19 protein-coding genes are annotated in these 20472 nt (G+C 29.8%); 13 read left to right on the top strand and 6 right to left on the bottom strand.

The features are described from left to right. Positions 1-27: 27 nt before the first annotated feature. Together AJ889_RS03460 and dsbD are read right to left on the bottom strand one after the other, a co-directional pair. A complete protein-coding gene (locus AJ889_RS03460; protein ID WP_002852293.1) occupies positions 28-696 on the bottom strand; it encodes an MOSC domain-containing protein in 669 nt (222 codons plus the stop codon). After that, complete coding sequence (dsbD, locus tag AJ889_RS03455) at positions 693-2396, bottom strand: protein-disulfide reductase DsbD (protein WP_032584701.1); 1704 nt, start codon at positions 2394-2396, stop codon at positions 693-695. The genes AJ889_RS03460 and dsbD overlap by 4 nt, the downstream gene beginning before the upstream one ends. A 95-nt stretch (positions 2397-2491) precedes the next feature. On the opposite strand from dsbD, the gene ppk2 reads away from it, so the two are divergent. The 5 genes from ppk2 to AJ889_RS03430 all read left to right on the top strand — a co-directional run bounded on the left by ppk2 (position 2492) and on the right by AJ889_RS03430 (position 9120). Next, on the top strand, positions 2492-3373 hold the full coding sequence (gene ppk2 / locus AJ889_RS03450) for a polyphosphate kinase 2 (protein WP_002852184.1): 882 nt from the start codon (positions 2492-2494) through the stop codon (positions 3371-3373). An 8-nt stretch (positions 3374-3381) separates the two neighbouring features. Further along, positions 3382-4572: a M20 family metallopeptidase gene (locus tag AJ889_RS03445; protein ID WP_070293260.1), complete on the top strand. Its 1191-nt coding sequence runs from the start codon at positions 3382-3384 to the stop codon at positions 4570-4572. Positions 4573-4650: 78 nt separating this feature from the next. Beyond that, positions 4651-5823, top strand: a complete 1173-nt coding sequence (locus tag AJ889_RS03440; protein ID WP_070293258.1) for an efflux RND transporter periplasmic adaptor subunit — start codon at positions 4651-4653, stop codon at positions 5821-5823. Then, positions 5823-7748 (top strand): ABC transporter permease, encoded by a 1926-nt coding sequence (locus tag AJ889_RS03435; protein ID WP_002852201.1) that lies wholly within the window; start codon positions 5823-5825, stop codon positions 7746-7748. The genes AJ889_RS03440 and AJ889_RS03435 overlap by 1 nt, the downstream gene beginning before the upstream one ends. Before the next feature lies 1 nt (position 7749). Then, a complete protein-coding gene (locus AJ889_RS03430; protein WP_002858594.1) occupies positions 7750-9120 on the top strand; it encodes a TolC family protein in 1371 nt (456 codons plus the stop codon). A gap of 2 nt (positions 9121-9122) precedes the next feature. Here AJ889_RS03430 and AJ889_RS03425 read toward each other — a convergent pair whose 3' ends face one another. Genes AJ889_RS03425 through ctf form a run of 4 tightly spaced genes read right to left on the bottom strand, consistent with a single transcriptional unit; the run spans position 9123 to position 13221 of the window. Beyond that, positions 9123-10301, bottom strand: coding sequence for an SGNH/GDSL hydrolase family protein (locus tag AJ889_RS03425; RefSeq protein WP_002871373.1), 1179 nt, complete (start codon positions 10299-10301; stop codon positions 9123-9125). Continuing rightward, positions 10288-11298 (bottom strand): DUF459 domain-containing protein, encoded by a 1011-nt coding sequence (locus AJ889_RS03420; RefSeq protein ID WP_032581164.1) that lies wholly within the window; start codon positions 11296-11298, stop codon positions 10288-10290. Before AJ889_RS03420 ends, AJ889_RS03425 begins: the two co-directional genes overlap by 14 nt. Further along, positions 11299-12675 carry an MBOAT family protein gene (locus AJ889_RS03415; RefSeq protein ID WP_070293256.1) on the bottom strand — a complete coding sequence of 459 codons (1377 nt, stop codon included), beginning with the start codon at positions 12673-12675 and terminating at the stop codon, positions 11299-11301. Between the two features lie 42 nt (positions 12676-12717). After that, positions 12718-13221, bottom strand: a complete 504-nt coding sequence (ctf, locus tag AJ889_RS03410) for a non-heme ferritin (protein ID WP_002852256.1) — start codon at positions 13219-13221, stop codon at positions 12718-12720. 179 nt (positions 13222-13400) lie between these two features. Here ctf and AJ889_RS03405 point away from each other — a divergent pair, with 179 nt between their 5' ends. The 8 genes from AJ889_RS03405 to AJ889_RS03375 all read left to right on the top strand — a co-directional run bounded on the left by AJ889_RS03405 (position 13401) and on the right by AJ889_RS03375 (position 20459). After that, positions 13401-14396 carry a substrate-binding domain-containing protein gene (locus AJ889_RS03405; protein ID WP_002859112.1) on the top strand — a complete coding sequence of 332 codons (996 nt, stop codon included), beginning with the start codon at positions 13401-13403 and terminating at the stop codon, positions 14394-14396. 9 nt (positions 14397-14405) lie between these two features. Next, positions 14406-15320, top strand: coding sequence for a phosphate ABC transporter permease subunit PstC (pstC, locus tag AJ889_RS03400; RefSeq protein ID WP_002776292.1), 915 nt, complete (start codon positions 14406-14408; stop codon positions 15318-15320). After that, entirely contained in the window at positions 15317-16405 is a 1089-nt protein-coding gene (gene pstA, locus AJ889_RS03395; protein WP_002885789.1) for a phosphate ABC transporter permease PstA, read from the top strand. Before pstC ends, pstA begins: the two co-directional genes overlap by 4 nt. Then, entirely contained in the window at positions 16402-17142 is a 741-nt protein-coding gene (gene pstB / locus AJ889_RS03390) for a phosphate ABC transporter ATP-binding protein PstB (protein ID WP_002776307.1), read from the top strand. Before pstA ends, pstB begins: the two co-directional genes overlap by 4 nt. 60 nt (positions 17143-17202) lie before the next feature. Continuing rightward, positions 17203-17814, top strand: a complete 612-nt coding sequence (locus AJ889_RS09625) for a DUF2920 family protein (protein ID WP_010891868.1) — start codon at positions 17203-17205, stop codon at positions 17812-17814. Beyond that, on the top strand, positions 17784-18431 hold the full coding sequence (locus AJ889_RS09620; RefSeq protein WP_002858554.1) for a DUF2920 family protein: 648 nt from the start codon (positions 17784-17786) through the stop codon (positions 18429-18431). The genes AJ889_RS09625 and AJ889_RS09620 overlap by 31 nt, the downstream gene beginning before the upstream one ends. A gap of 88 nt (positions 18432-18519) precedes the next feature. Beyond that, on the top strand, positions 18520-19836 hold the full coding sequence (locus AJ889_RS03380; protein ID WP_032584688.1) for an MATE family efflux transporter: 1317 nt from the start codon (positions 18520-18522) through the stop codon (positions 19834-19836). Next, positions 19812-20459 carry a M48 family metallopeptidase gene (locus tag AJ889_RS03375; protein WP_002852366.1) on the top strand — a complete coding sequence of 216 codons (648 nt, stop codon included), beginning with the start codon at positions 19812-19814 and terminating at the stop codon, positions 20457-20459. The genes AJ889_RS03380 and AJ889_RS03375 overlap by 25 nt, the downstream gene beginning before the upstream one ends. Positions 20460-20472: the final 13 nt, after the last annotated feature.

Genomic DNA, 20472 nt, shown 5'->3' with positions numbered 1-20472 from the left:
ATTTTACCTAAAAATAACTTTAAAAACTTATAAGCTATCCATATAGCTTATATCGTAAGTATTTTTTAAGCGTTTGTGTATCGTTTCGTGCCAATTTTGAGATATGAGAGAGTTTAATTTTTCTAATTTATCTAATAAATTCGGATTTTGCTTAAGAATTTGATGCGGGGAGTAAAAAAGTTGATTGAGTTCAAATACACTAAGTGAAGTAGAATTTTTTTCTAAAATTTTAATGTTTTCATGCTTTCGTATTTGTCCAACTTGTAAAACTTTATAATACCATCCACTCAAGCCCGTTTTAAAAATTTCATGTGTAAAATTTGGATTATTGTGAATTTTAGAAATTTTTACACAAGGTTTTCTAGGTTCGCTTACTTGCAGTATTGCATTTGAAAATTGATGTATATCACCTATGCAAACATTTTGTTCACAAAGCCCATCGATGCTCAAATTTTCACCCATTGAGCCAAAATTTAGCTTTTTATTAAGAAATCTTTCCCATATAGGATAGTTTTGACAAGAGTTGGCAAAAATAGCCTTATGGTAGCCTCCATGATGAATTTTATCAGCTATTTGATCATCTAAAACACCTAGAAAATCAATTTGTGTTTCTTCTAGGTAAGTATCTTTAATAAATGCGCTTTGGAAATTTTTATAGTTTTTAATTTTCCCTATTTGCAAACTTTGAATTTTCATGGTTCTATTTTTTTTAATAAATCATCAGCACTGATAAAACCCGTGATTTTTAATTTTTCTTTTCCATTTTCAAAGAAAATTAAAACAGGTGGGCCAAAAACATTAAATTCTTTCATGGTTTTAATTTGTTCATTATTATTTTCGCTTACATCAACTTTGATAAGTTTGTAATTTTGCATTTTTTGTATGATTCTTTCATCGCTAAAGGTTAATTCATCTAAAAGTTTGCAATTTTCACACCAAGATGCAGTAAAATCAAGCATTATAGGCTTTGTATTTGTTTGTATTTCTTGCTTTAATTGTTCAAAATTGTTGATATAATCATAGCTTAAAGCATGTTTTGAGGCAGATATAGTATTGAAATTTAAAGGATTTAAGAAATTTTTAGCCCCAAAAAGTCCTCCTAGGAAAATACTTAGAGAATAAGCTAAAATAAGAATTAAAATACTTTTTTTAATTTTAGAAATTATTGTAAAACTTTTTTCAAAAATTCCCATAAAAACACTAAAAAATACACCTAAAATTCCATAGGCAATTAAAATGTAATTTTCTTCAATAATTCTAGAAAGTATCCAAATAGCCATAGCCAACATAACAAAACCAAAGAAAATTTTTACTTTTTCCATCCAAAAACCAGGTTTAATAAAACCTAATCCTAAGCCTATGAAAAGCAAAGGTATACCCATGCCAAAACTCATGATAAAAAGTGCACTACCACCTAATAAAGCATTGCCTGTATTGGCTATATAAATTAAAGCACCTGCTAAAGGAGCTGCTACGCAAGGACCTACTATTAAAGCAGATAAAAATCCCATGATGGCTATACCTACAACTCCCTTCCCTTTTTCGCTTTTTTTATGTATAAAGGTTTGAAATCTTAATGGCAATTCAAAACGAAAAGCTCCAAACATAGCAAAAGCAAAAGCTATGAAAATTAGAGCAAAAAGAATTAAAATAATAGGTTTTTGTAAAATTCCTTGAATACTTGCTCCTAGAAAACTTGCTATAACTCCAGCAATAGCATAGGCTAAAGACATGAAAAAAACATAGATAAAAGAGAGAAAAAAACTATATTTTTTTGAAAATTTAGCATTACTTTTTGCTACGATAAGAGAAGATAAAATCGGAATCATAGGTAAAATACAAGGTGTTAAGGAGAGTAAAAGTCCATAGCCAAAAAAACTTAGCAAAATCCAAAAAAAGTTATCTGTTGCTAAAAAATTTGCTATAGAGCTTTCTTCAGATTCAATTTTAGTTTTTTTACCTGTTTTTTGAGCTTTGTAAGGTTTTGAAATTTCAAAAGCATCTTTTTTAGAAATGAGATCAAAGTACCAAGTTTGAGGATTATAACACAAGCCTTGTTCAGAACAGCCTTGAAATTCGAGTTTGATTAAATTTGTGGTATTTTTTGCAAAGCGCTCTAGTAATAAATTTGGCAAAGCTAAATTTAATTTTTGATAATAAACATTTTCATTACCTCTTGTAGAACTTTGAGGTAGATTAATCAAAGAACTTATATCTTTTTCGTTTATATATAATTTAAGTTTATTAGAATAAAGATAAATATCTTTTCCAAGTTCAATATCAATTGAGATAGAGTTATTATAAGAGTTTGATTTTACATTAAAAGCTTCATTTAAAGATAATATAGAAGCAAAACATAAACAAAAACTTAATAAAATAATACCAAAAATACGCATAAATTTCCTAAAAACTTATTTTTTCCTTATATTTTTAACTTCAATTATAATTTATTATGGTAAATTTACTTTAAATACTTTATAAAGGTTTGAAAATGCAAGAAAATAATTCTCCAAAAGCGCAAGCGGTTGTTAAAAAGAATGAAATTTATGTTTCTGTTAAAAGAAAGAAAAGTACAATAGAATATGAAAAAGATTTAAAGAATTTGCAAATTGAGCTTTTGAAATTTCAAAATCATGTTAAAGCCAAGGGTTTAAAGGTTCTTATACTTATAGAAGGGCGTGATGCGGCTGGAAAAGGTGGGGCGATTAAACGTTTGATTGAGCATTTAAATCCGCGTGGTTGCCGCGTTGTGGCTCTTGAAAAACCTAGTGATGTGGAAAAAACACAGTGGTATTTTCAGCGTTATATAGCACATTTGCCCTCAGCCGGTGAGATTGTGATTTTTGACAGATCTTGGTATAATCGTGCAGGAGTAGAACCGGTTATGGGTTTTTGTACACCGCAACAACATAAAGATTTTTTAAGAGAAGTGCCTTTGTTTGAAAATATGATTTCAAATAGTGATATTATTTTTTTTAAATTTTATTTTTCAGTATCAAAAGATGAGCAAAAAAAACGTTTTGAAAAACGCCGAAGCGATCCGCTTAAACAATATAAATTATCTCCTGTGGATCAAAAATCGCAAGAATTATGGGATAAATATACTTTAGCTAAATACTCTATGCTTTTAGCATCTAATACTCCAACTTGTCCTTGGACTATTATTTCTTCTGATGATAAGAAAAAAGCAAGATTAAATTTATTGCGTTTTATACTTTCTAAGGTAGAATATCCAAATAAAAAAACTGGAGATTTTTCCAAAATTGATGCAAAATTAGTGCGTAGTGGAGAAGAAGAAATACGAAAAATGGAGGCGAATTTGGAAAAACTTGACAGTAAAAAAGCAGATGAGAAAATAAAAGATTTAGATTAAGGAAAAGAATGCAAAAGCTGGTTGAAAATTTAGCACTAAAGTACTATGATAAAGTAGTTGATTTAAGACATCAAATTCATATGCATCCTGAGCTTGAATTTGAAGAAGAAAATACAGCTCGTTTAGTGTGTAAAATTTTAGATGAGTTTGGCATTAAATATCAAAAAAATATTGCAAAAACAGGAATTTTAGCTACTATAGAAGGAAAAAAGAAGAGTCAGAAAAAACCAAAATGCGTTCTTTTAAGAGCGGATATGGATGCTTTGCCTGTACAAGAAAAAACTAATCTAAGTTATGCTTCAAAAATTGATGGTAAGATGCACGCATGTGGACATGATGGACATACAACAGGACTTTTGGGAGCTGCTTTGATATTAAATGAGCTCAAAGATGAATTTTGTGGCACGATTAAATTTATGTTTCAGCCCGCAGAAGAGGGAAGCGGTGGAGCTAAACCTATGATAGAATCAGGTGTATTGGAAAATCCTTATGTTGATGCGGTTTTTGGTTGTCATTTATGGGGGTCTTTGCTTGAAAATACTGCTCAAATTGTAAGTGGCGAAATGATGGCTGGAACGGATATTTTTGATTTGGAATTTATTGGCAGAGGAGGACATGGAGCTCATCCGCACACTTGTATAGATCCTATAATTATGGCAACGCAATTTGTAAATAATATACAAAGTGTTGTTTCTAGGCGTTTAGCCCCTTATGAAGCAGGGGTGATTACCGTAGGTCAAATTTGTGCAGGAACTACTTATAATGTTATTCCTACAAATGCTTATTTAAAAGGAACCGTGCGTTTTTTAAATGATAAAACACAAGATATTTTAAAAAGTTCTCTAGAAGAAGTGGCTGCTGCTACAGCAAAATCTAATGGTGGAGATTATAAGCTTAAATATACTAAAGAATTTCCTCCATTGATTAATGATGAAAAAGCTGCTTTAATAGCAAGAAAAGCTTTTGCAAAGGTCTTAGGAGAAGAAAATATCATTGTTTCTTCTAAACCTGACATGGGGGCTGAAGATTTTGCTTTTTTAACACGAGAAAGAATGGGAGCTTATGTGTTTGTTGGAATTTCAAAGGATTTAAATCATCCAGCTTTGCATCATAGTTCTACTTTTTGTTGGGATGATGAAAATTTAAAAGTCTTAATGCAAGGTGATGTGATGATGGCTTTAGAATTTTTAAATTTATAAAATAGAATTAAAAATTCACAAAAAATTCACAAAAAATGAGTAAAATTTAATCTTGATTTTTCTTTAGGATTTGTTATTATGAAAAAGAAGGTTATTTTAATCGTTTTAATTGCAATACTTGGAAGTGTTGGAGCTTATTTTATTTTTTTTAATAATGATGAAAAAATCAGCTATTTAACTCAAAAAATACAAAAAAAAGATATATCTCAAACCATAGAGGCAGTAGGAAAGGTATATGCCAAAGATCAAGTTGATGTGGGTGTTCAAGTTAGTGGACAAATTATAAAACTTTATGTTGATGTGGGAACTCATGTAAAGCAAGGTGATTTGATCGCTCAAATTGACAAAGATAAACAACAAAACGATTTAGATATTACAAAAGCTCAGCTTGAAAGTGCTAAGGCTAATTTAGAGAGTAAAAAAGTTGCCCTTGAGATTGCGAATAAGCAATATCAAAGAGAGCAAAAACTTTATGCAGCTAAAGCAAGTTCTCTTGAAAATTTAGAAACTCAAAAAAATAATTATTATACTTTAAAAGCCAATGTTGCAGAGCTTAATGCTCAAGTAGTTCAGCTTGAAATCACTCTTAAAAATGCACAAAAAGATTTAGGTTATACAACCATTACTGCTCCTATGGATGGTGTTGTGATTAATGTAGCTGTAGATGAAGGACAAACAGTTAATGCTAATCAAAACACTCCTACTATAGTCCGTATAGCTAATTTAGACGAAATGGAAGTAAGAATGGAAATAGCAGAGGCTGATGTGAGTAAGATAAAAGTAGGAACAGAGCTTGATTTTTCTTTGCTTAATGATCCTCAAAAAACTTATCATGCTAAGATTGCAAGTATAGATCCAGCTGATACTGAAGTGAGTGATTCTAGTACAAGCTCAAGCTCATCAAGTTCGAGTTCTTCAAGCTCAAGCTCATCAAATGCTATTTATTATTACGCAAAATTTTATGTAGCCAATAAAGATGATTTTTTGCGTATTGGTATGAGTATACAAAATGAAATTGTCGTAGCGAGTGCAAAGGCTGTTTTAGCAGTGCCAACTTATGCAATTAAAAGCGATCCAAAAGGTTATTATGTTGAAATTTTAGAAAATCAAAAAGCTGTTAAAAAATATGTCAAACTTGGCATTAAAGATTCTATCAATACTCAAATTTTAGAAGGCGTAAATGAAAATGAAGAATTGATAGTAAGCTCAAGTGCTGATGGCTTAGCCACTAAAATGAAGTTGAGATTTTAATGATTTTTCTTAAAAATATTTGCAAGAATATAGGTGAAAATGCCATTTTAAAAAATGTAAGTTTAAGTATAGAAAAAGGTGAATTTGTTGCTATTATAGGACAAAGTGGAAGTGGTAAAACTTCACTTTTAAATATCATAGGAACATTAGATACGCCAAGTAGCGGAACTTATGTTTTTGATGAGTATGAAGTCACTAAACTTAATAACGATGAAAAAGCAAGATTAAGGCGTGAAAAAATAGGCTTTATATTTCAAAGATATAATCTTTTAAGCTTGCTTAGTGCTAAAGAAAATGTTTCTTTACCTGCAGTTTATGCGGGAAAAAATTTACAAGAAAGAAGTCAAAATGCTAAAAAACTCTTAAATGATTTAGAATTAGCTCACAAGTTAGATTCTAAGCCAAACGAATTAAGCGGAGGGCAGCAACAACGCGTTTCTATAGCAAGAGCTTTAATCAATGGCGGAGAGCTTATTTTGGCTGATGAGCCAACGGGAGCTTTGGATAGTAAAAGCGGTATTATGGTGCTTGAAATTTTACAAAAACTTAACGAGCAAGGTCATACTATAGTCTTAGTAACTCACGATCCAAAAATTGCAGCACAAGCTAAAAGGGTTATAGAGATTAAAGATGGAGAAATTTTAAGCGATACTAAAAAGGAAAAAGCTCAAGAAAAACTTATTTTAAAAACAATGCCCAAAGAGAAAAAAACACTTACTTTGCTTAAAAATCAAGCCTTTGAATGTTTTAAGATAGCTTATTCTTCCATACTTGCACACAAACTTCGTTCTATTTTAACTATGCTTGGAATCATCATAGGTATTGCTTCTGTAGTTTGTGTTGTAGCTTTAGGATTAGGCTCTCAAGCTAAAGTGCTTGAGTCTATTGCAAGACTTGGGACAAATACTATTGAAATTCGCCCTGGAAAAGGATTTGGGGATTTGCGTTCGGGTAAAACAAGGCTTAATTTTAGTGATTTAGAAACGCTAAGATCTTTAGAATATTTAGAAGCAGTTGATGCTCATTCAAATACTTCAGGAGTGGCAACTTATACCAATATTTCTTTAAGCGCAAGAGCTGAAGGAGTAGGGGTAAATAATTTTGCTATAGAAGGTTTAAGGATAGATGCGGGAAGAATTTTAAATAATGATGATGTAAAAAATAGTACCAATGTTGCTGTATTGGATTTTAATGCTAAAAAAAATCTTTTTCCTGATGAAAAAAGTGAAAATATTTTAGGTCGTGTGGTGCTTTTTAATTCTCAACCTTTTAAGATTATAGGAGTTTTGCAAAAAGATACAGACAAGCCTATAGAAGATAATGTAGTACGTCTTTATATACCCTATACAACACTGATGAATAAGCTTACAGGAGATAGAAATTTGCGTGAAATCATAGTTAAGGTTAAAGATGATGTGAGTTCAACTTTGGCTGAAAATGCTATTATAAGAATTTTAGAAATTAAACGCGGACAAAAGGATTTTTTTACTTTTAATTCTGACACTTTTAAGCAAGCTATTACAGCAAATAAACGCACTACAACCATACTTACCGCTTGTGTGGCTGTGATTGCTTTGATTGTTGGGGGTATAGGAGTGATGAATATCATGCTTGTTTCTGTAAGTGAAAGAACAAGAGAAATAGGCATACGCATGGCTATAGGGGCTAGAAGAGAAGATATTATGATGCAGTTTTTAATCGAAGCGGTTATGATTTGTACTATAGGGGCGATTTTAGGTGTGATTTTATCGATTTTTGTTATTTTTGCTTTTAATACTTTAAGTACGGATTTTCCTATGATTTTAAATGCCTATTCTGTGCTTTTGGGACTTTTAAGTTCTATGTTTATCGGTGTGGTTTTTGGTTTTTTCCCTGCAAGAAATGCAGCAAATTTAAATCCTATTAGCGCATTATCAAAGGAATAAAATGAAAATAATACTTAGCATTTTTTTAGCATTTTTCTTGAGCGCTTGTGGTGTAAAACTTAGCTTGCCTAAAGAAGTTGATTTAACTCAAGAACAAATGAAAGATTTAAATCTTACTTATGATTGGTATAGATCTTATGATAATGCAAAATTAAATGAATTTCTAAATTTTGTTTTATTGAATAATAGTGATATTAATATTGCTAGAAAAACTTTGCTTTCGGCTTTGGCTAGAGCTGATTTGATTGATTATGATTTATATCCGACTTTAAGTGGAAATTTGGGTTTTGGTGCGGATAAAGATTTAAATTCAGGCAAACAAAGTAAAAATTTCAATAATTCTTTAAATTTAAGCTATGAGCTTGATATTTATGGCAAATTAAGAGATAGTGCAAGTGCGAGTGAATTTAGTGCAAAAGCAAGTGCTTATGATCTTGAAAATTTAAAAATAAGTATGATCAATACAGCTTTAAATGATGTGTTTGAGCTGGCTTATTTTAACGATGTAGATAAATTGCTTCGAGCTTATCTTTCAAATTTAGAACAAATGAAAGAGCTTTATAACTATAAATACAAGCTTGGAAAAATAGAAGAATTAGATCTTTTAAACATAGAACAAAGCTTATTAAGAGCTAAACAAAATTTATTAAGCAATGATCAAAATCGTAATTTACTCATAAAAAATTTACAAGATTTATTGGCAAGGCAAGAAGGTTTTGCTTATATAGAGTATTTTAAAACTTTATCTTTAAATGATTTTAAAACCTTAAGTCCTGATTTTAATATACCTTTAAAAGCTTTAGCGTACCGTGCAGATGTGAGATCTAAACTCAATAGCTTAAAATCAGCCTTTAAGGATTATTCTTCCATGCAAAAATCTATTTTGCCTAGTATTTCTTTAGGTGGAGCATTAAGCGGAAGTGATAAAAAAATCGATGATAGTTTTAAATTTGAAATTTTAAGTGGCAATGTTAAGATTTCTTTACCTTTCTTAGATTATGGTAGAGTAAAGCAAAATATCAAAATTTCACAATTTGCTTATGAGCAACTTTTAATTTCTTATGAGCAAGTCTTGCAAAGCGCGATGAATGAATTTGCATTGAATTATAAAGATTATCAAAGCGATACCTTGCTCTTGCAAAATTTGCAAAATATTAACATTAAACAAGAGCTTATCACTAAGGCGTATTATGAAAAATATATTTTAGGAAAAAGCGAATTAAAAGATTATTTGGATGCAAACAATACTTTAAATTCTACCCAGCAAGAATTTTTAAGAGCTAGATTTAATCTTTTAAAAACCATTAATTCTTACTATCAAATCACAGCTTTAAGTTTTAATGATAAAAACTTAGAATTTCCTAAGTATTAAATTTAATAATCGATGATATTTTTTAAATCCTCGAGTAACTTTTTAGCCATTAGCTCATAGCCTTTTATAGTAAGATGTACATCATTGAGCGAAAGCTTTTGTTCTATCCATTTGTTTTTTCCCCCACTATCTTGCATAAACTGATGCATATCAAAGATAAGAGTTTTTTCTTCTTTAGCAACTTCATATAATGCTTTGCGTATGGTAAAAAAATCAGGAGCAAGCTTGTAGTTTTTACCTTGTTTTTGAACTACGGTTGGTGGAGAGATTAGCATGATAACAGCGTTTTTATTGTAAGTTTTTAAAATACTAATCCATTTTTTTAAATTGTTTTTAAATTTTTGTTTTTCAAACCCTTTAAAGAGTGCATCATTAGAACCATAGGCAAGAATAATTAAATCATTGTGTAAAAGTTCTAGTTCTTTTTTTACAACTGTTTGATTCCAAGAGAGCCATAAATCACTTTTGGCACCATTGATTGCAATGGTATCTAAGAAAACATTATTATTTTTATTTGTGATGAAATATCCTCCTAGTTCAGCATCCTTTTGTAAGGCTGAAATTTGCAAAGGAAGATCAAGTTCTAGTTCTTTATAAGACCATTTGTTAATTTGTGTAGTTCTTAACTCATAGCTTTGATTTTTTGCATCTTTGATGCTAAAAGCATTGGTATTTTGCTTGGCCTTAAATAAAAATCCTATTTTGAATTTTTTTTTATCTAGGGTTGTATCAAGGTTGATTTTTGCGCCTTTAGTTTTTGCTTTGGCTATTATCCCACCTAGTGGAAAATTATGTCCAGCATTAGCAGGATTTCTTGAGTTTAAAATTTCAAAGTTTTTATAAGAATAAACAAGATTAAGATTTTGTTGATATTTAGGCTGTAAAGGATAGGCAAAACCTATAGAGTTAGAACGGATTAAATATCCTCTTATGACACGCGGAAAGAAATCAGCCGCCATATGAGAATCTCCATAAATTCTAATTCCTATGTTTTGATTTTTTTCTAATTTTTTTTCTAGATTTTTAAGATCTTTTTTTAATACATAACTTGTTAAAGCAGAGTGATTTTTGTTTTGATTGAGTATGGAATCTATTGTGTCATTTGTATTTAAATTTTGTGCATAAGAGCTAGTAAAAATAATAAAAAACAATAAGATAATTTTAAATTTATTTACTAACATTTTCTTCCTTAAGTTTTATGTGTTCTAATAAAAGTTTAGACATTTCTCTTGCGCCACTTGGAGTAAAATGAACCCCATCATCTGTTCTTACTTTTATACTTCTATTGTTTTCATCTTTTATATAAGCTGAGTATTGATCATTGACGCTAAAAAATAGCTTAGTGTTGATAAAAATTTCTTTATTTTTAAGAATTTCATCGCTGTAAATTTTGTTAAGTATTTGTATTTTTTTGTTTAGTTCCTCTCTTTTTACAGGAGGGATTTCAAACCAAAAAACTTTGGCTTTATGTTTTTTAGCGATCTTAATGATTTCATCTACACGACTTGTGTAAATATCTATCCAAGAAGGGGAGCCAAAACGATGATAACTTCCTCCTTTTTTAATATCCCAAGGATCATTAGCACCAAGAAGAACAACAAGATATTTAATATTTGAGTTTTTAACAAAAGCTTCATTGGTGGCTTTTGACCAGTCAAAATAGGATTTATAAGAAAGGCCTGTATTTTGTTTGCTAAGATCGGTTACCTTAAGATTTAAATTTCTTAAATCTCTATTTAAGGCTATTGCAACACCTTGCATTAAAGAATCTCCGATAAATAAAAACTCATCTCCATTTTGTAGTTCTAATTTGGTATTGTCGATAAAACTAATATTTGCATCTCGGATTAAGGTTGGATTTGTTTCTTTATGAGAAGTGTTTTCATCATTTTCTAAAGTGTTTAGAACTTTATCTATTTTACTTAAGTTTTCATCTATTGATTTATTTTCTTGATTTGTAGTTTCTTCATTAGTTTGAGGCAAGGGTTCGTTGCTTAAAATTGCACGAATTTGTTCTAATTTAATTTTGAAGCCATTGGCTTCTTTTAAAAGATCATTATGAGGATAGAATGCAAAGTGATATTTTTGTTCTATATAAGAGCTAATGCTCTGATTCATAACTACAACAACCAAGCCAAGCACTATAATCAAAATAAAGAAAAATCTAACCACACTCATCTAAAAACTCGAATAAATAAAATCAGGAATTCCATCTGGCATAAAAGCAAAAACCAAAAGTAAAATAAAAGCTATGATAAAAGGTTTTAGTAAAAATGGAGTAAGATTTAAAATCTTAATGCAATATTCTTTAAAATTAATAAATAAAGGATAGATCATAAAAAGAACCCCAAAAGCAACCAACATATAGATATCGTTATAAGATGGAATTTGGAAGAAATTATAATAACAAGCTTTAAAATATTCTATTGCATCTTCTAGATTTTTGCTATAGTAAAAGAAAATCCAAGTAAAACATACAAATTGAAAGGTTAAAAATCTTCCTAAAGCTGGAATTTTTTGTAAACTAAATTTGCTTAAAGCTAGCAAATGTATAAAAACTATGCCAATACCATGCAATAAACCCCAAACAATAAAAGCAAGTGTATTGCCATGCCACATACCTGAAAGTATAAAAGCGATGAGTATGTTAACTATAGTGCGTGACATTCCTTTTCTATTGCCCCCTAAAGGTATATAGATATAATCTCTTATAAAGGTTGAAAGACTGATATGCCATCTAGCCCAAAAATCTTTTAGGTTTTTTGCAAGATAAGGCATGTTAAAGTTAGATGGAAGGGTAAAACCTAACATTAAAGCAAAAGCACAAACTAAATCAACATATCCGCTAAAATCGCAGTATATTTGAATCGCATAGGCGTAAATTGCGCTTAAAAGTTGTATGAAATTATAAGATTGTGGAAAGTCTAAAATACTTTTAGCATAAATTCCAAGGTAATTGGCTATTAAAACTTTTTTAACTATACCAAAAACAAGCAAGATGATGATTAAATTTGCATGTTTAAATTCGCGTTTTTGATAGGCCTGCTCAAAGAAAAAAGAACTTCGCATAATAGGCCCTGAAAGTAGTGTTGGAAAAAATGATAAGAAGGTTGCTAAATTTAAAAAACTTTCTAAACGGCGTTTTTGATAAACTTCTACAAGATAGGTGATAGAAGTAAAGGTATAAAAACTAATTCCTATTGGTAATACTAAATTAATATTTAAAAATTCTAAACCGAAAAAATTTAATATCTCATCAACACTTCCTTTGATGCTAGGAAAGTATTTAAAAAAACATAAATTTAAAATAATAAAAGCCATGCAAGTAGCGAAAATATAACGCTTGCGACGCACAAAAATTAGCAAGGCAAAATAGTGTATAAAAAAGGTATATATAAATAAAACTAAGGCGAAATAAGGATTGATTAAAATATAAATAATATAAGAGAAAATTAAAATTAAAATATTTTGTATTTTATAATTATTTTTAAAAGTCCAATAAATAGCAAAAAAAGCTATCATTAAAATACTAAATTCTAGAGAAAAATAAGTCATACCTTCAATCCAAAGCGAGATTTGCCCATAATAGGGCAAAGATTATTTTTTTCTACTTAATGCAATATTTTTGATGTATTGATCAGCTAAATAAAGTCCATTTCCGTGTTCTCCGATTAACTTAATCTTGTCAACTATACCGCGGAAAAGTGCTTCTTCTTCGTGTTGTTCGCTTACATACCATTGTAAGAAATTAAAAGTAGAATAGTCTTTATGTGTTAGCATGTGTTCAACTAAAGTATTGATTGATTTTGTGATAAATTGCTCATGTTCATAGGTTTTTTCAAAAACATCAAGTAAAGATTTGAAATTTTGTTCAGGCTGTTTTACTTCTTGAAGCTCTACATGAGAATCTGTTTCATTAAGATAAGTGATAAGCTTTTTAGCATGATCGCTTTCTTCGCTTGCATGTGCAAACAAGAAGGCTCCAGCTCCATCAAGACTGTTTTCATAGCACCAAGAACTCATACTAAGATATAAGTTTGCTGCATACATTTCTTTGTTTATTTGTTCATTGAGTAATTTTACAACTTCTTTAGAAAGCATTCTTATCTCCTTATTAAAATTTAAAATGTTTTATAATGATATATTATTTTTTTAAAAACAAGCTAAATTTTTTGATAGTTAAAAATTATATTTAAGAAAAATACAAAATAAAAAATGTTTCCAAAATGTTTCCAAGTTTTTTTAAACTTCCATTACTTTTTTAAAGTTAAGGAGAAAAAATGAAAAAAATTCTATCTTTAAGTGTGGCAAGTCTTGCACTTTGTGGTGCTTTAAATGCAGCAGATTTAAAAATCGCAGGTTCATCGACTGTGTATCCTTTTACTTCTTTTGTAGCTGAAGAATATGCTTCGATTAAAAATACAAAAACCCCTATAGTAGAGAGCTTGGGAACAGGGGGTGGATTTAAGGTATTTTGTGAAGGAACTACTGATATTTCTAATGCTTCAAGACCTATGAAATTAAGCGAATTTGAAACTTGCAAAAAAGCAGGGGTAACTGATATAGTAGGGATGATGATAGGTTATGATGGTATAGTTTTAGCTCAAAATAAAACCAATGCTCCATTAAATATCACAAAAAAAGAACTTTTCTTAGCATTAGCAAAAGAAATTCCACAAAATGGAAAACTTATACCAAATCCTTATACAAACTGGAATCAAATCAATAAAAATTTACCAAATCGTAAAATTAGTGTTTATGGTCCACCATCAAGTTCAGGAACAAGAGATACTATAGAAGAGCTTGTAATGAGTGATGTGTCTAAAAAAATTCCTGAGTATAAAGGCGAGTATAAAACCATACGCCAAGATGGTGCTTATATCCCAAGTGGTGAAAATGATAATCTAATCGTTTCCAAACTTACTATTGATAAGGATGCTTTTGGAATTTTTGGTTATAGCTTTTTAGTGAGCAATTCAGACAAAATCAATGCTGCTAATATCGATGGTGTTACGCCAAGCGAAGAAAGCATCGCAGATGAAAAATACGAACTTGCAAGAAGTTTGTTTATTTATATCAATGCTAAGAAAAATCCAAAAGAAGCCTTTGATTTTGCAAAAATTTATATGAGTGATGATTTGGCAAAAAGTGGTGGAGAGCTTGAAAAAATAGGACTTGTTCCTTTGAGTGATGATAAATTAAAAGCTTCTCAAAAACACGTAGAAGATAGAAAAATTTTAAATGATGAGCTTGTAAAAGCTGGAAAAGTTTTTTAAGGAAAAACTTTGTTAAAAGAAAAAATAATCAAATTTGCACTTTTTTTATGTGCTTTTGTAAGCGTGATAGTAAGTTTTGCTATCATGCTTACAATTTTAATTGAAGCTTTAAAATTCTTTCAAAAAGAAAGCGTTGTTACCTTTTTATTCTCAAGTCAGTGGGCAGCTGATGCAGCTTTTATGAATGCAGATGGCACGAGTAAACAAGGTGTTTTTGGGGCGCTATCGCTTTTTTGGGGAACTTTTTATATTTCATTGATTGCTATGCTAACGGCTTTACCTTTAGGGGTTATGTGTGCTATATATTTAGGTGTTTTTGCTGGCAAAAAATCTAAAAATTACTTAAAACCTATTTTAGAAATCATTGCAGGGATTCCTACTGTTGTTTTTGGATTTTTTGCGGCTATAGTTGTAGCGCCTTTTATAGTGTGGTTTTTTTCTTTATTTGGCATACAAGCAAGCTTTCAAAGTGCTTTAGGCGCAGGTTTTATCATGGGGATCATGATAGTACCTATAGTGGCTTCTTTATCTCAAGATTGCATTGAAGCAGTAAGCGAGAAAAGGATTAATGGCGCTTATGCTTTAGGTATGACAAAAAAAGAAGTGGTTTTTGCCGTGATTTTACCTGAGGCTATTCCTGGTATAGTTGCAGCTTGTCTTTTAGGACTTTCAAGAGCCTTAGGCGAAACTATGATAGTGGTGATGGCAGCTTCTTTGCGTCCAAATTTAACTTTAAATTTTTTAGAAGATATGACAACGGTAACGGTAAAAATCGTAGAAGCTTTAAGTGGAGATCAAGCTTTTGATAGTTCTTTGGCTTTAAGTGCTTTTTCTTTAGGTTTGGTGCTTTTTGTCATCACTTTAATCATCAATATGTTTAGCGTTTATCTTATCAATCGCTTTCACAAAAGGAAAAATTTATGAAAAAACTTTTTAAAAAAAGACAAAAAGCTTCAAAGTCTTTTAAAAGACTTTGTAAAATGGGGCTTTATATTAATTTAATTTTTCTTTGTATCTTTTTAGGAAGTGTGGCTTATCTTGGATTTCCTGCTTTTAAGCAAACCTATATTTTTGTAGAGGCTAATAGAAATTCTCCTGCTTATGATCTTTTATCTCGCGCAGAACAAAGAAAAATAAGAACAGGACAAATCGCTGAAAAATCTTGGCTTTTGGCAAATTCAGAAGTAGATCAATATATGAAGCAAAAATATAATCGCCTTAGTGAAAAACAAAGAACTTTAGTCGATGATCTTGTGCAAAAAGGCGAGATAGAGCTTAAATTTAATAGCAATTTCTTTTTAAATGGGGACTCAAAATCTCCTGAAAATTCAGGAATTTTATCTTCAGTTGTAGGGACTTTGCTTGTTATGCTTGTTTGTATGGTTGTGAGTGTTCCTATAGGCGTTGCAGCGGCAATTTACTTAGAAGAATTTGCGCCACAAAATATCCTTACACATTTTATAGAAGTGTGTATTAACAACCTTGCAAGTATTCCAAGTATCTTGTTTGGACTTTTAGGACTTGGAGTGTTTATCAATCTTTTTGGAATGCCTCGCTCAAGTGCTTTAGTGGGTGGGCTTACTTTGGCGATCATGAGTTTACCTATTATCATTGTTTCAACTAAGGCAGCTTTAAAAAGTGTGGATATTAACATGAAAAATGCCGCTTATGCCTTAGGTATGACTAAGGTTCAAATGGTAAAAGGCATTATGCTACCTTTAGCTATGCCTATGATTTTAACAGGTTCTATTTTGACTTTAGCAGGGGCTATAGGCGAGACTGCGCCTTTGATGATTATCGGTATGATAGCCTTTATCCCTGATGTAGCTAGTTCGATTTTTGATTCAACTAGCGTTTTGCCTGCTCAAATTTACTCATGGTCGGCTATGCCAGAGCGTGCATTTTTAGAAAGAACCGCAGCGGGTATTATTGTGCTTTTAGGACTTTTAGTTGTGTTAAATCTTAGTGCAATATTATTAAGAAAATATTTTCAAGGAAAATTAAAGTGATAGCAAAAACAACAAATTTAAATTTATTTTATGGAAAAAAACAAGCTTTATTTGATATCAATATGCAAATAGAACAAAACAAAATTACTGCACTCATCGGTGCTTCAGGATGTGGTAAATCCACTTTTTTGCGCTGTTTTAATAGAATGAATGATAAAATTGCAAAAATCGATGGTTTAGTGGAAATTGAAGGAAAAGATGTTAAAAATCAAGATGTAGTAGCCTTGCGTAAAAATGTAGGCATGGTTTTTCAACAACCTAATGTTTTTGTAAAAAGCATTTATGAAAACATCTCTTATGCACCAAAACTTCATGGTATGATTAAAAACAAAGATGAAGAAGAAGCTTTGGTGGTGGATTGCTTGCAAAAAGTGGGGCTTTTTGAAGAGGTTAAAGATAAATTAAAGCAAAATGCCCTAGCTCTTTCAGGCGGACAACAACAACGTCTTTGTATCGCAAGAGCTTTAGCGATCAAACCTAAACTTTTGCTTTTAGATGAGCCAACTTCTGCACTTGATCCTATAAGTTCAGGCGTGATTGAAGAGCTTTTGAAAGAATTAAGCCATAATCTTTCTATGATCATGGTTACGCATAATATGCAACAAGGCAAACGCGTAGCTGATTATACAGCATTTTTTCACCTAGGTGAGCTTATAGAATTTGGAGAAAGCAAGGAATTTTTTGAAAATCCAAAGCAAGAAAAAACCAAAGCTTATTTAAGTGGTGCTTTTGGGTGAGATTTATTTTTTGGAAATTTGATGATATAATTAATTAAAAATTTCAAAAAAAGGTTTAATATGATTATAAACCAAATTTATTCTATAGATTCTTGTGATGATGTAGAATTAAATATCAAAAGGGGAAGTAAATTAGAATTTAGATTGACTTATGATGATAGTAAAGAAATAGAAGCTATTGTTTGTATTATTCCAGGTGGTGCTGAAGATATGAATAGTTATATTTATATTGATGATTATTTGACTAGAAATTATAAAGTTGCTGTTATTAATATTAACTATCATTGTATAGGAAATAGACCTCATTTGGGTTCTAGTTTTTATTTGGATGATATAGATAAATTCATTTTAGATACTAGTTTAAAGGCTATAAATTTAAAATGTATAAATGTTTATGGTATAAATTCTTATGAAAATCTAAATAATGCTTTTATAAGAATAGATCAAGAAATTCAAAAATTAAAATTAAATCAACAATTACATCAAAACTATAAGTTAAAAACACATGTAAGTTTTTTACCATTTAAAAATGAATATCAAAATTTTGGTATAATGCAAGCTATGGATATTTTAAATGCTATTTTTTATATAAAAGAAAATTCTCCATTTAAACTAATGAGGGGGGGGGTATTAGAACGATTTTGTTTGGAAATTCATATGGCGGATATTTAGCAAATTTATGTGCAAAAATAGCTCCTTGGAGTATTGATTTTATATTAGATAATTCTTCTTTTGTTAATTTGTTTGGAAATATTTTTAGACTTATAGGTTTTGGAAAAGAAATCGATTTTACTAGATATCATGGAACATATGATGATACTTTATTTAAAAATATATTTTTATATTTAAGTGATAAAACTTATTGGAATAATAATAAATTTTCAAAAAATTATTTTTCAAATGCTAGAAAAATCATAAGAGAACCATTAAACAAAGAACATCTAATAATACAAAGCTTATACCCAAATCCAAAATATATTTTATATCATAGTATTTTTGATGAAAGATCTCCTTTTAAAAATAAGGAAAATTTTGTACATATTTTAAAAGAATTAAATTTTAAAGTAGAATTTTTTGCTATTTCACAAGTTGATAATAAGTTTATTAAAAATTTAAATCATGGAATGGGATTGAGCACAAAATTATTTTTTAAAAAACATTTATTGCAAATATTAAAAGAACCTTTGCAAGATAAAATTTGCAAGAAGGAAGTCTCATATAAATGTGATGAGCTAGTGTATACTTTCAAAGAAGAAAATCATCAAATTATTTTAAATATAACAAATTGAGTATATTAAATGTTTATATTTAAAAAAGTAATTTTTAAGTAGAATTGTTTTTTAAAAAAATATTTAAAAAAAGAGATAAGATAACATCATGGCAAAAAAACAACTCTCCTTAACAAGACTCAGTTTTCCTATATTTTGGGATTTGCTTTCTAAGTATTTAACCGTGATTATCAATACCGCTATGGTGTCGCATTATTCTAATTTTCTTGTTGGTGCTATGGGCGCTGGAAATCAAATTTTAGATCTTTTTATCACTATTTTTTCATTTTTAAGTGTGGGTTGTAGTGTGGTGATCGCACAAGCAATTGGTGCAAAAGATCATGTTTTAGCAAGAAAAGTGATTCATCAAAGTTTGTTCTTAAATGCACTTTTAGGCTTTGTATGCGGTGTGCTTATTTTATGGCATGGGGAGTATTTGCTTTATCTTTTAAAAATTCCACAAGAATTGCTCAAAGATAGCGAAATTTACTTACATATGCTTGCAATTTGTTTGTTTTTTGATGCCATAGGTATTGTTTTAGCTGCTATTGTAAGGGTTTATAATATGGCTTATTGGGTCATGTTTATAGGTTTTTTGATGGATATAGTGGTGATTTGTGGAAATTATTATGTTTTGCATTATACAAAGTCAGAACTTTTTGGAATAGGGCTTAGTAATATTTTTGCTCGCATTGTTGCTATAGTTGCTTTGTTTGCGATACTTTTTTATAAACTTAAAATTCATCTTAAAATCAAAGAAATGATAAAACTTGAAAAAGAAGTTTTAAAAAAGGTTTTAAATATAGGAGGATTTTCAGCAGGGGAAAATCTTTTGTGGATAGTCCAATATACTATAGCTTTTGCTTTTGTAGCAAGCTTAGGTGAGGCGAGTTTGAGTGTGCAAACGATTTATTTTCAAATTTCAATGCTTATCATGCTTATAGGACAAGCTATAAGCATAGCTAATGAAATCATAGTAGGTAAATTAGTCGGTGCTAGATATGAAAATATCGCTTATAAACATGCTTGGCGTGCTTTATATTTTAGTGTAATAGCGAGTGCTTTAGTGGCGTTTTTAAACTATCTTTGTCAAGATTTTACTATGCAAATTTTAGGGCTTAAAGAAGAGCTAAAAAATTTAATGATACCTTTATTTGCTCTTTCAATCTTTCTTGAAATTTCACGAACTTTTAATATAGTTATGGTTAATTCCTTGCGCGCAAGTGGCGATGCTAAGTTTCCATTTTTTAGCGGACTTGTTTTTATGATGGGGGTATCTTTGCCTGTGGGTTATGTGCTTTGTTTTCATTTTAATCTTGGAATTTTAGGGGTTTGGATAGGGTTTTGTGCAGATGAGTTTTTGCGTGGAATGGTAAATTCATACAGATGGAAAAGTAAAAAATGGCAAGGCAAAGCTCTAGTTTAAAATCATTTATTTATAAAGATGAGTGCTATTTTTATTCTAAAAAATGCATAAAAACTTTAAGATTAAGGCTAAATGAAAAGGGTGAATTTGTTCTTAGTATTCCTTATTTTTGCACCTTTAAAAGTGTTTATGAGTTTTTAGATAAATCAAGTTCTTGGATGAATGAGGCAAAAACAAGATTTGAAAAAAAAGTTTTAAAAGATGATGAGTTAATCTTTTTAGCTAAAAAATATCAAATCATTTTTGATGAAAATGCCAAAAAAATTTATTTTGATAAAGATAAAATAATTTGTCAAAATAAAGCAAAATTGGATTTATTTTTAAGACAAAATGCTAAAAAGATTTTTACTTTTTATCTTAAAAAATGGAGTAAAAAAACAGGCTTATTTTACACGCATTTAAGCATTAAAAATATGAAAACACGTTGGGGTTCTTGCAATCACAATAAAGCTTATATTAATTTAAATTTAAAACTCATTCAAAAGAGTTTAAGAGCTATTGAATATGTGATTTTGCATGAAATTAGCCATTTAAAATTTCCCAATCATAGCAAAGAATTTTATACTTTTATAGAGCATTTTATGAGTGATTTTAGGCAAAGAGAGAAAGAATTTTTAAGTTAAAAATGTTATATTT

It is taken from the genome of Campylobacter sp. BCW_6468 (assembly GCF_001762865.1).
Classification (GTDB): domain Bacteria; phylum Campylobacterota; class Campylobacteria; order Campylobacterales; family Campylobacteraceae; genus Campylobacter_D; species Campylobacter_D jejuni.
Note: the sequence above shows the minus strand (reverse complement) of the source record. Positions and strands in the feature narration are given on the sequence as shown.

Bases quoted from the DNA above. Each gene is read 5' to 3' on its own strand.
- dsbD (WP_032584701.1), bottom strand. From the start codon at position 2,396: ATGCGTATTTTTGGTATTATTTTATTAAGTTTTTGTTTATGTTTTGCT.
- AJ889_RS03440 (WP_070293258.1), top strand. From the start codon at position 4,651: ATGAAAAAGAAGGTTATTTTAATCGTTTTAATTGCAATACTTGGAAGT.
- AJ889_RS03380 (WP_032584688.1), top strand. From the start codon at position 18,520: ATGGCAAAAAAACAACTCTCCTTAACAAGACTCAGTTTTCCTATATTT.
- ctf (WP_002852256.1), bottom strand. From the start codon at position 13,221: ATGCTTTCTAAAGAAGTTGTAAAATTACTCAATGAACAAATAAACAAA.
- pstA (WP_002885789.1), top strand. From the start codon at position 15,317: ATGAAAAAACTTTTTAAAAAAAGACAAAAAGCTTCAAAGTCTTTTAAA.
- AJ889_RS03460 (WP_002852293.1), bottom strand. From the start codon at position 696: ATGAAAATTCAAAGTTTGCAAATAGGGAAAATTAAAAACTATAAAAAT.
- AJ889_RS09625 (WP_010891868.1), top strand. From the start codon at position 17,203: ATGATTATAAACCAAATTTATTCTATAGATTCTTGTGATGATGTAGAA.
- AJ889_RS03430 (WP_002858594.1), top strand. From the start codon at position 7,750: ATGAAAATAATACTTAGCATTTTTTTAGCATTTTTCTTGAGCGCTTGT.
- AJ889_RS03405 (WP_002859112.1), top strand. From the start codon at position 13,401: ATGAAAAAAATTCTATCTTTAAGTGTGGCAAGTCTTGCACTTTGTGGT.
- AJ889_RS03415 (WP_070293256.1), bottom strand. From the start codon at position 12,675: ATGACTTATTTTTCTCTAGAATTTAGTATTTTAATGATAGCTTTTTTT.
- AJ889_RS03445 (WP_070293260.1), top strand. From the start codon at position 3,382: ATGCAAAAGCTGGTTGAAAATTTAGCACTAAAGTACTATGATAAAGTA.
- AJ889_RS03375 (WP_002852366.1), top strand. From the start codon at position 19,812: ATGGCAAGGCAAAGCTCTAGTTTAAAATCATTTATTTATAAAGATGAG.
- AJ889_RS03435 (WP_002852201.1), top strand. From the start codon at position 5,823: ATGATTTTTCTTAAAAATATTTGCAAGAATATAGGTGAAAATGCCATT.
- AJ889_RS03425 (WP_002871373.1), bottom strand. From the start codon at position 10,301: ATGTTAGTAAATAAATTTAAAATTATCTTATTGTTTTTTATTATTTTT.
- AJ889_RS03420 (WP_032581164.1), bottom strand. From the start codon at position 11,298: ATGAGTGTGGTTAGATTTTTCTTTATTTTGATTATAGTGCTTGGCTTG.
- ppk2 (WP_002852184.1), top strand. From the start codon at position 2,492: ATGCAAGAAAATAATTCTCCAAAAGCGCAAGCGGTTGTTAAAAAGAAT.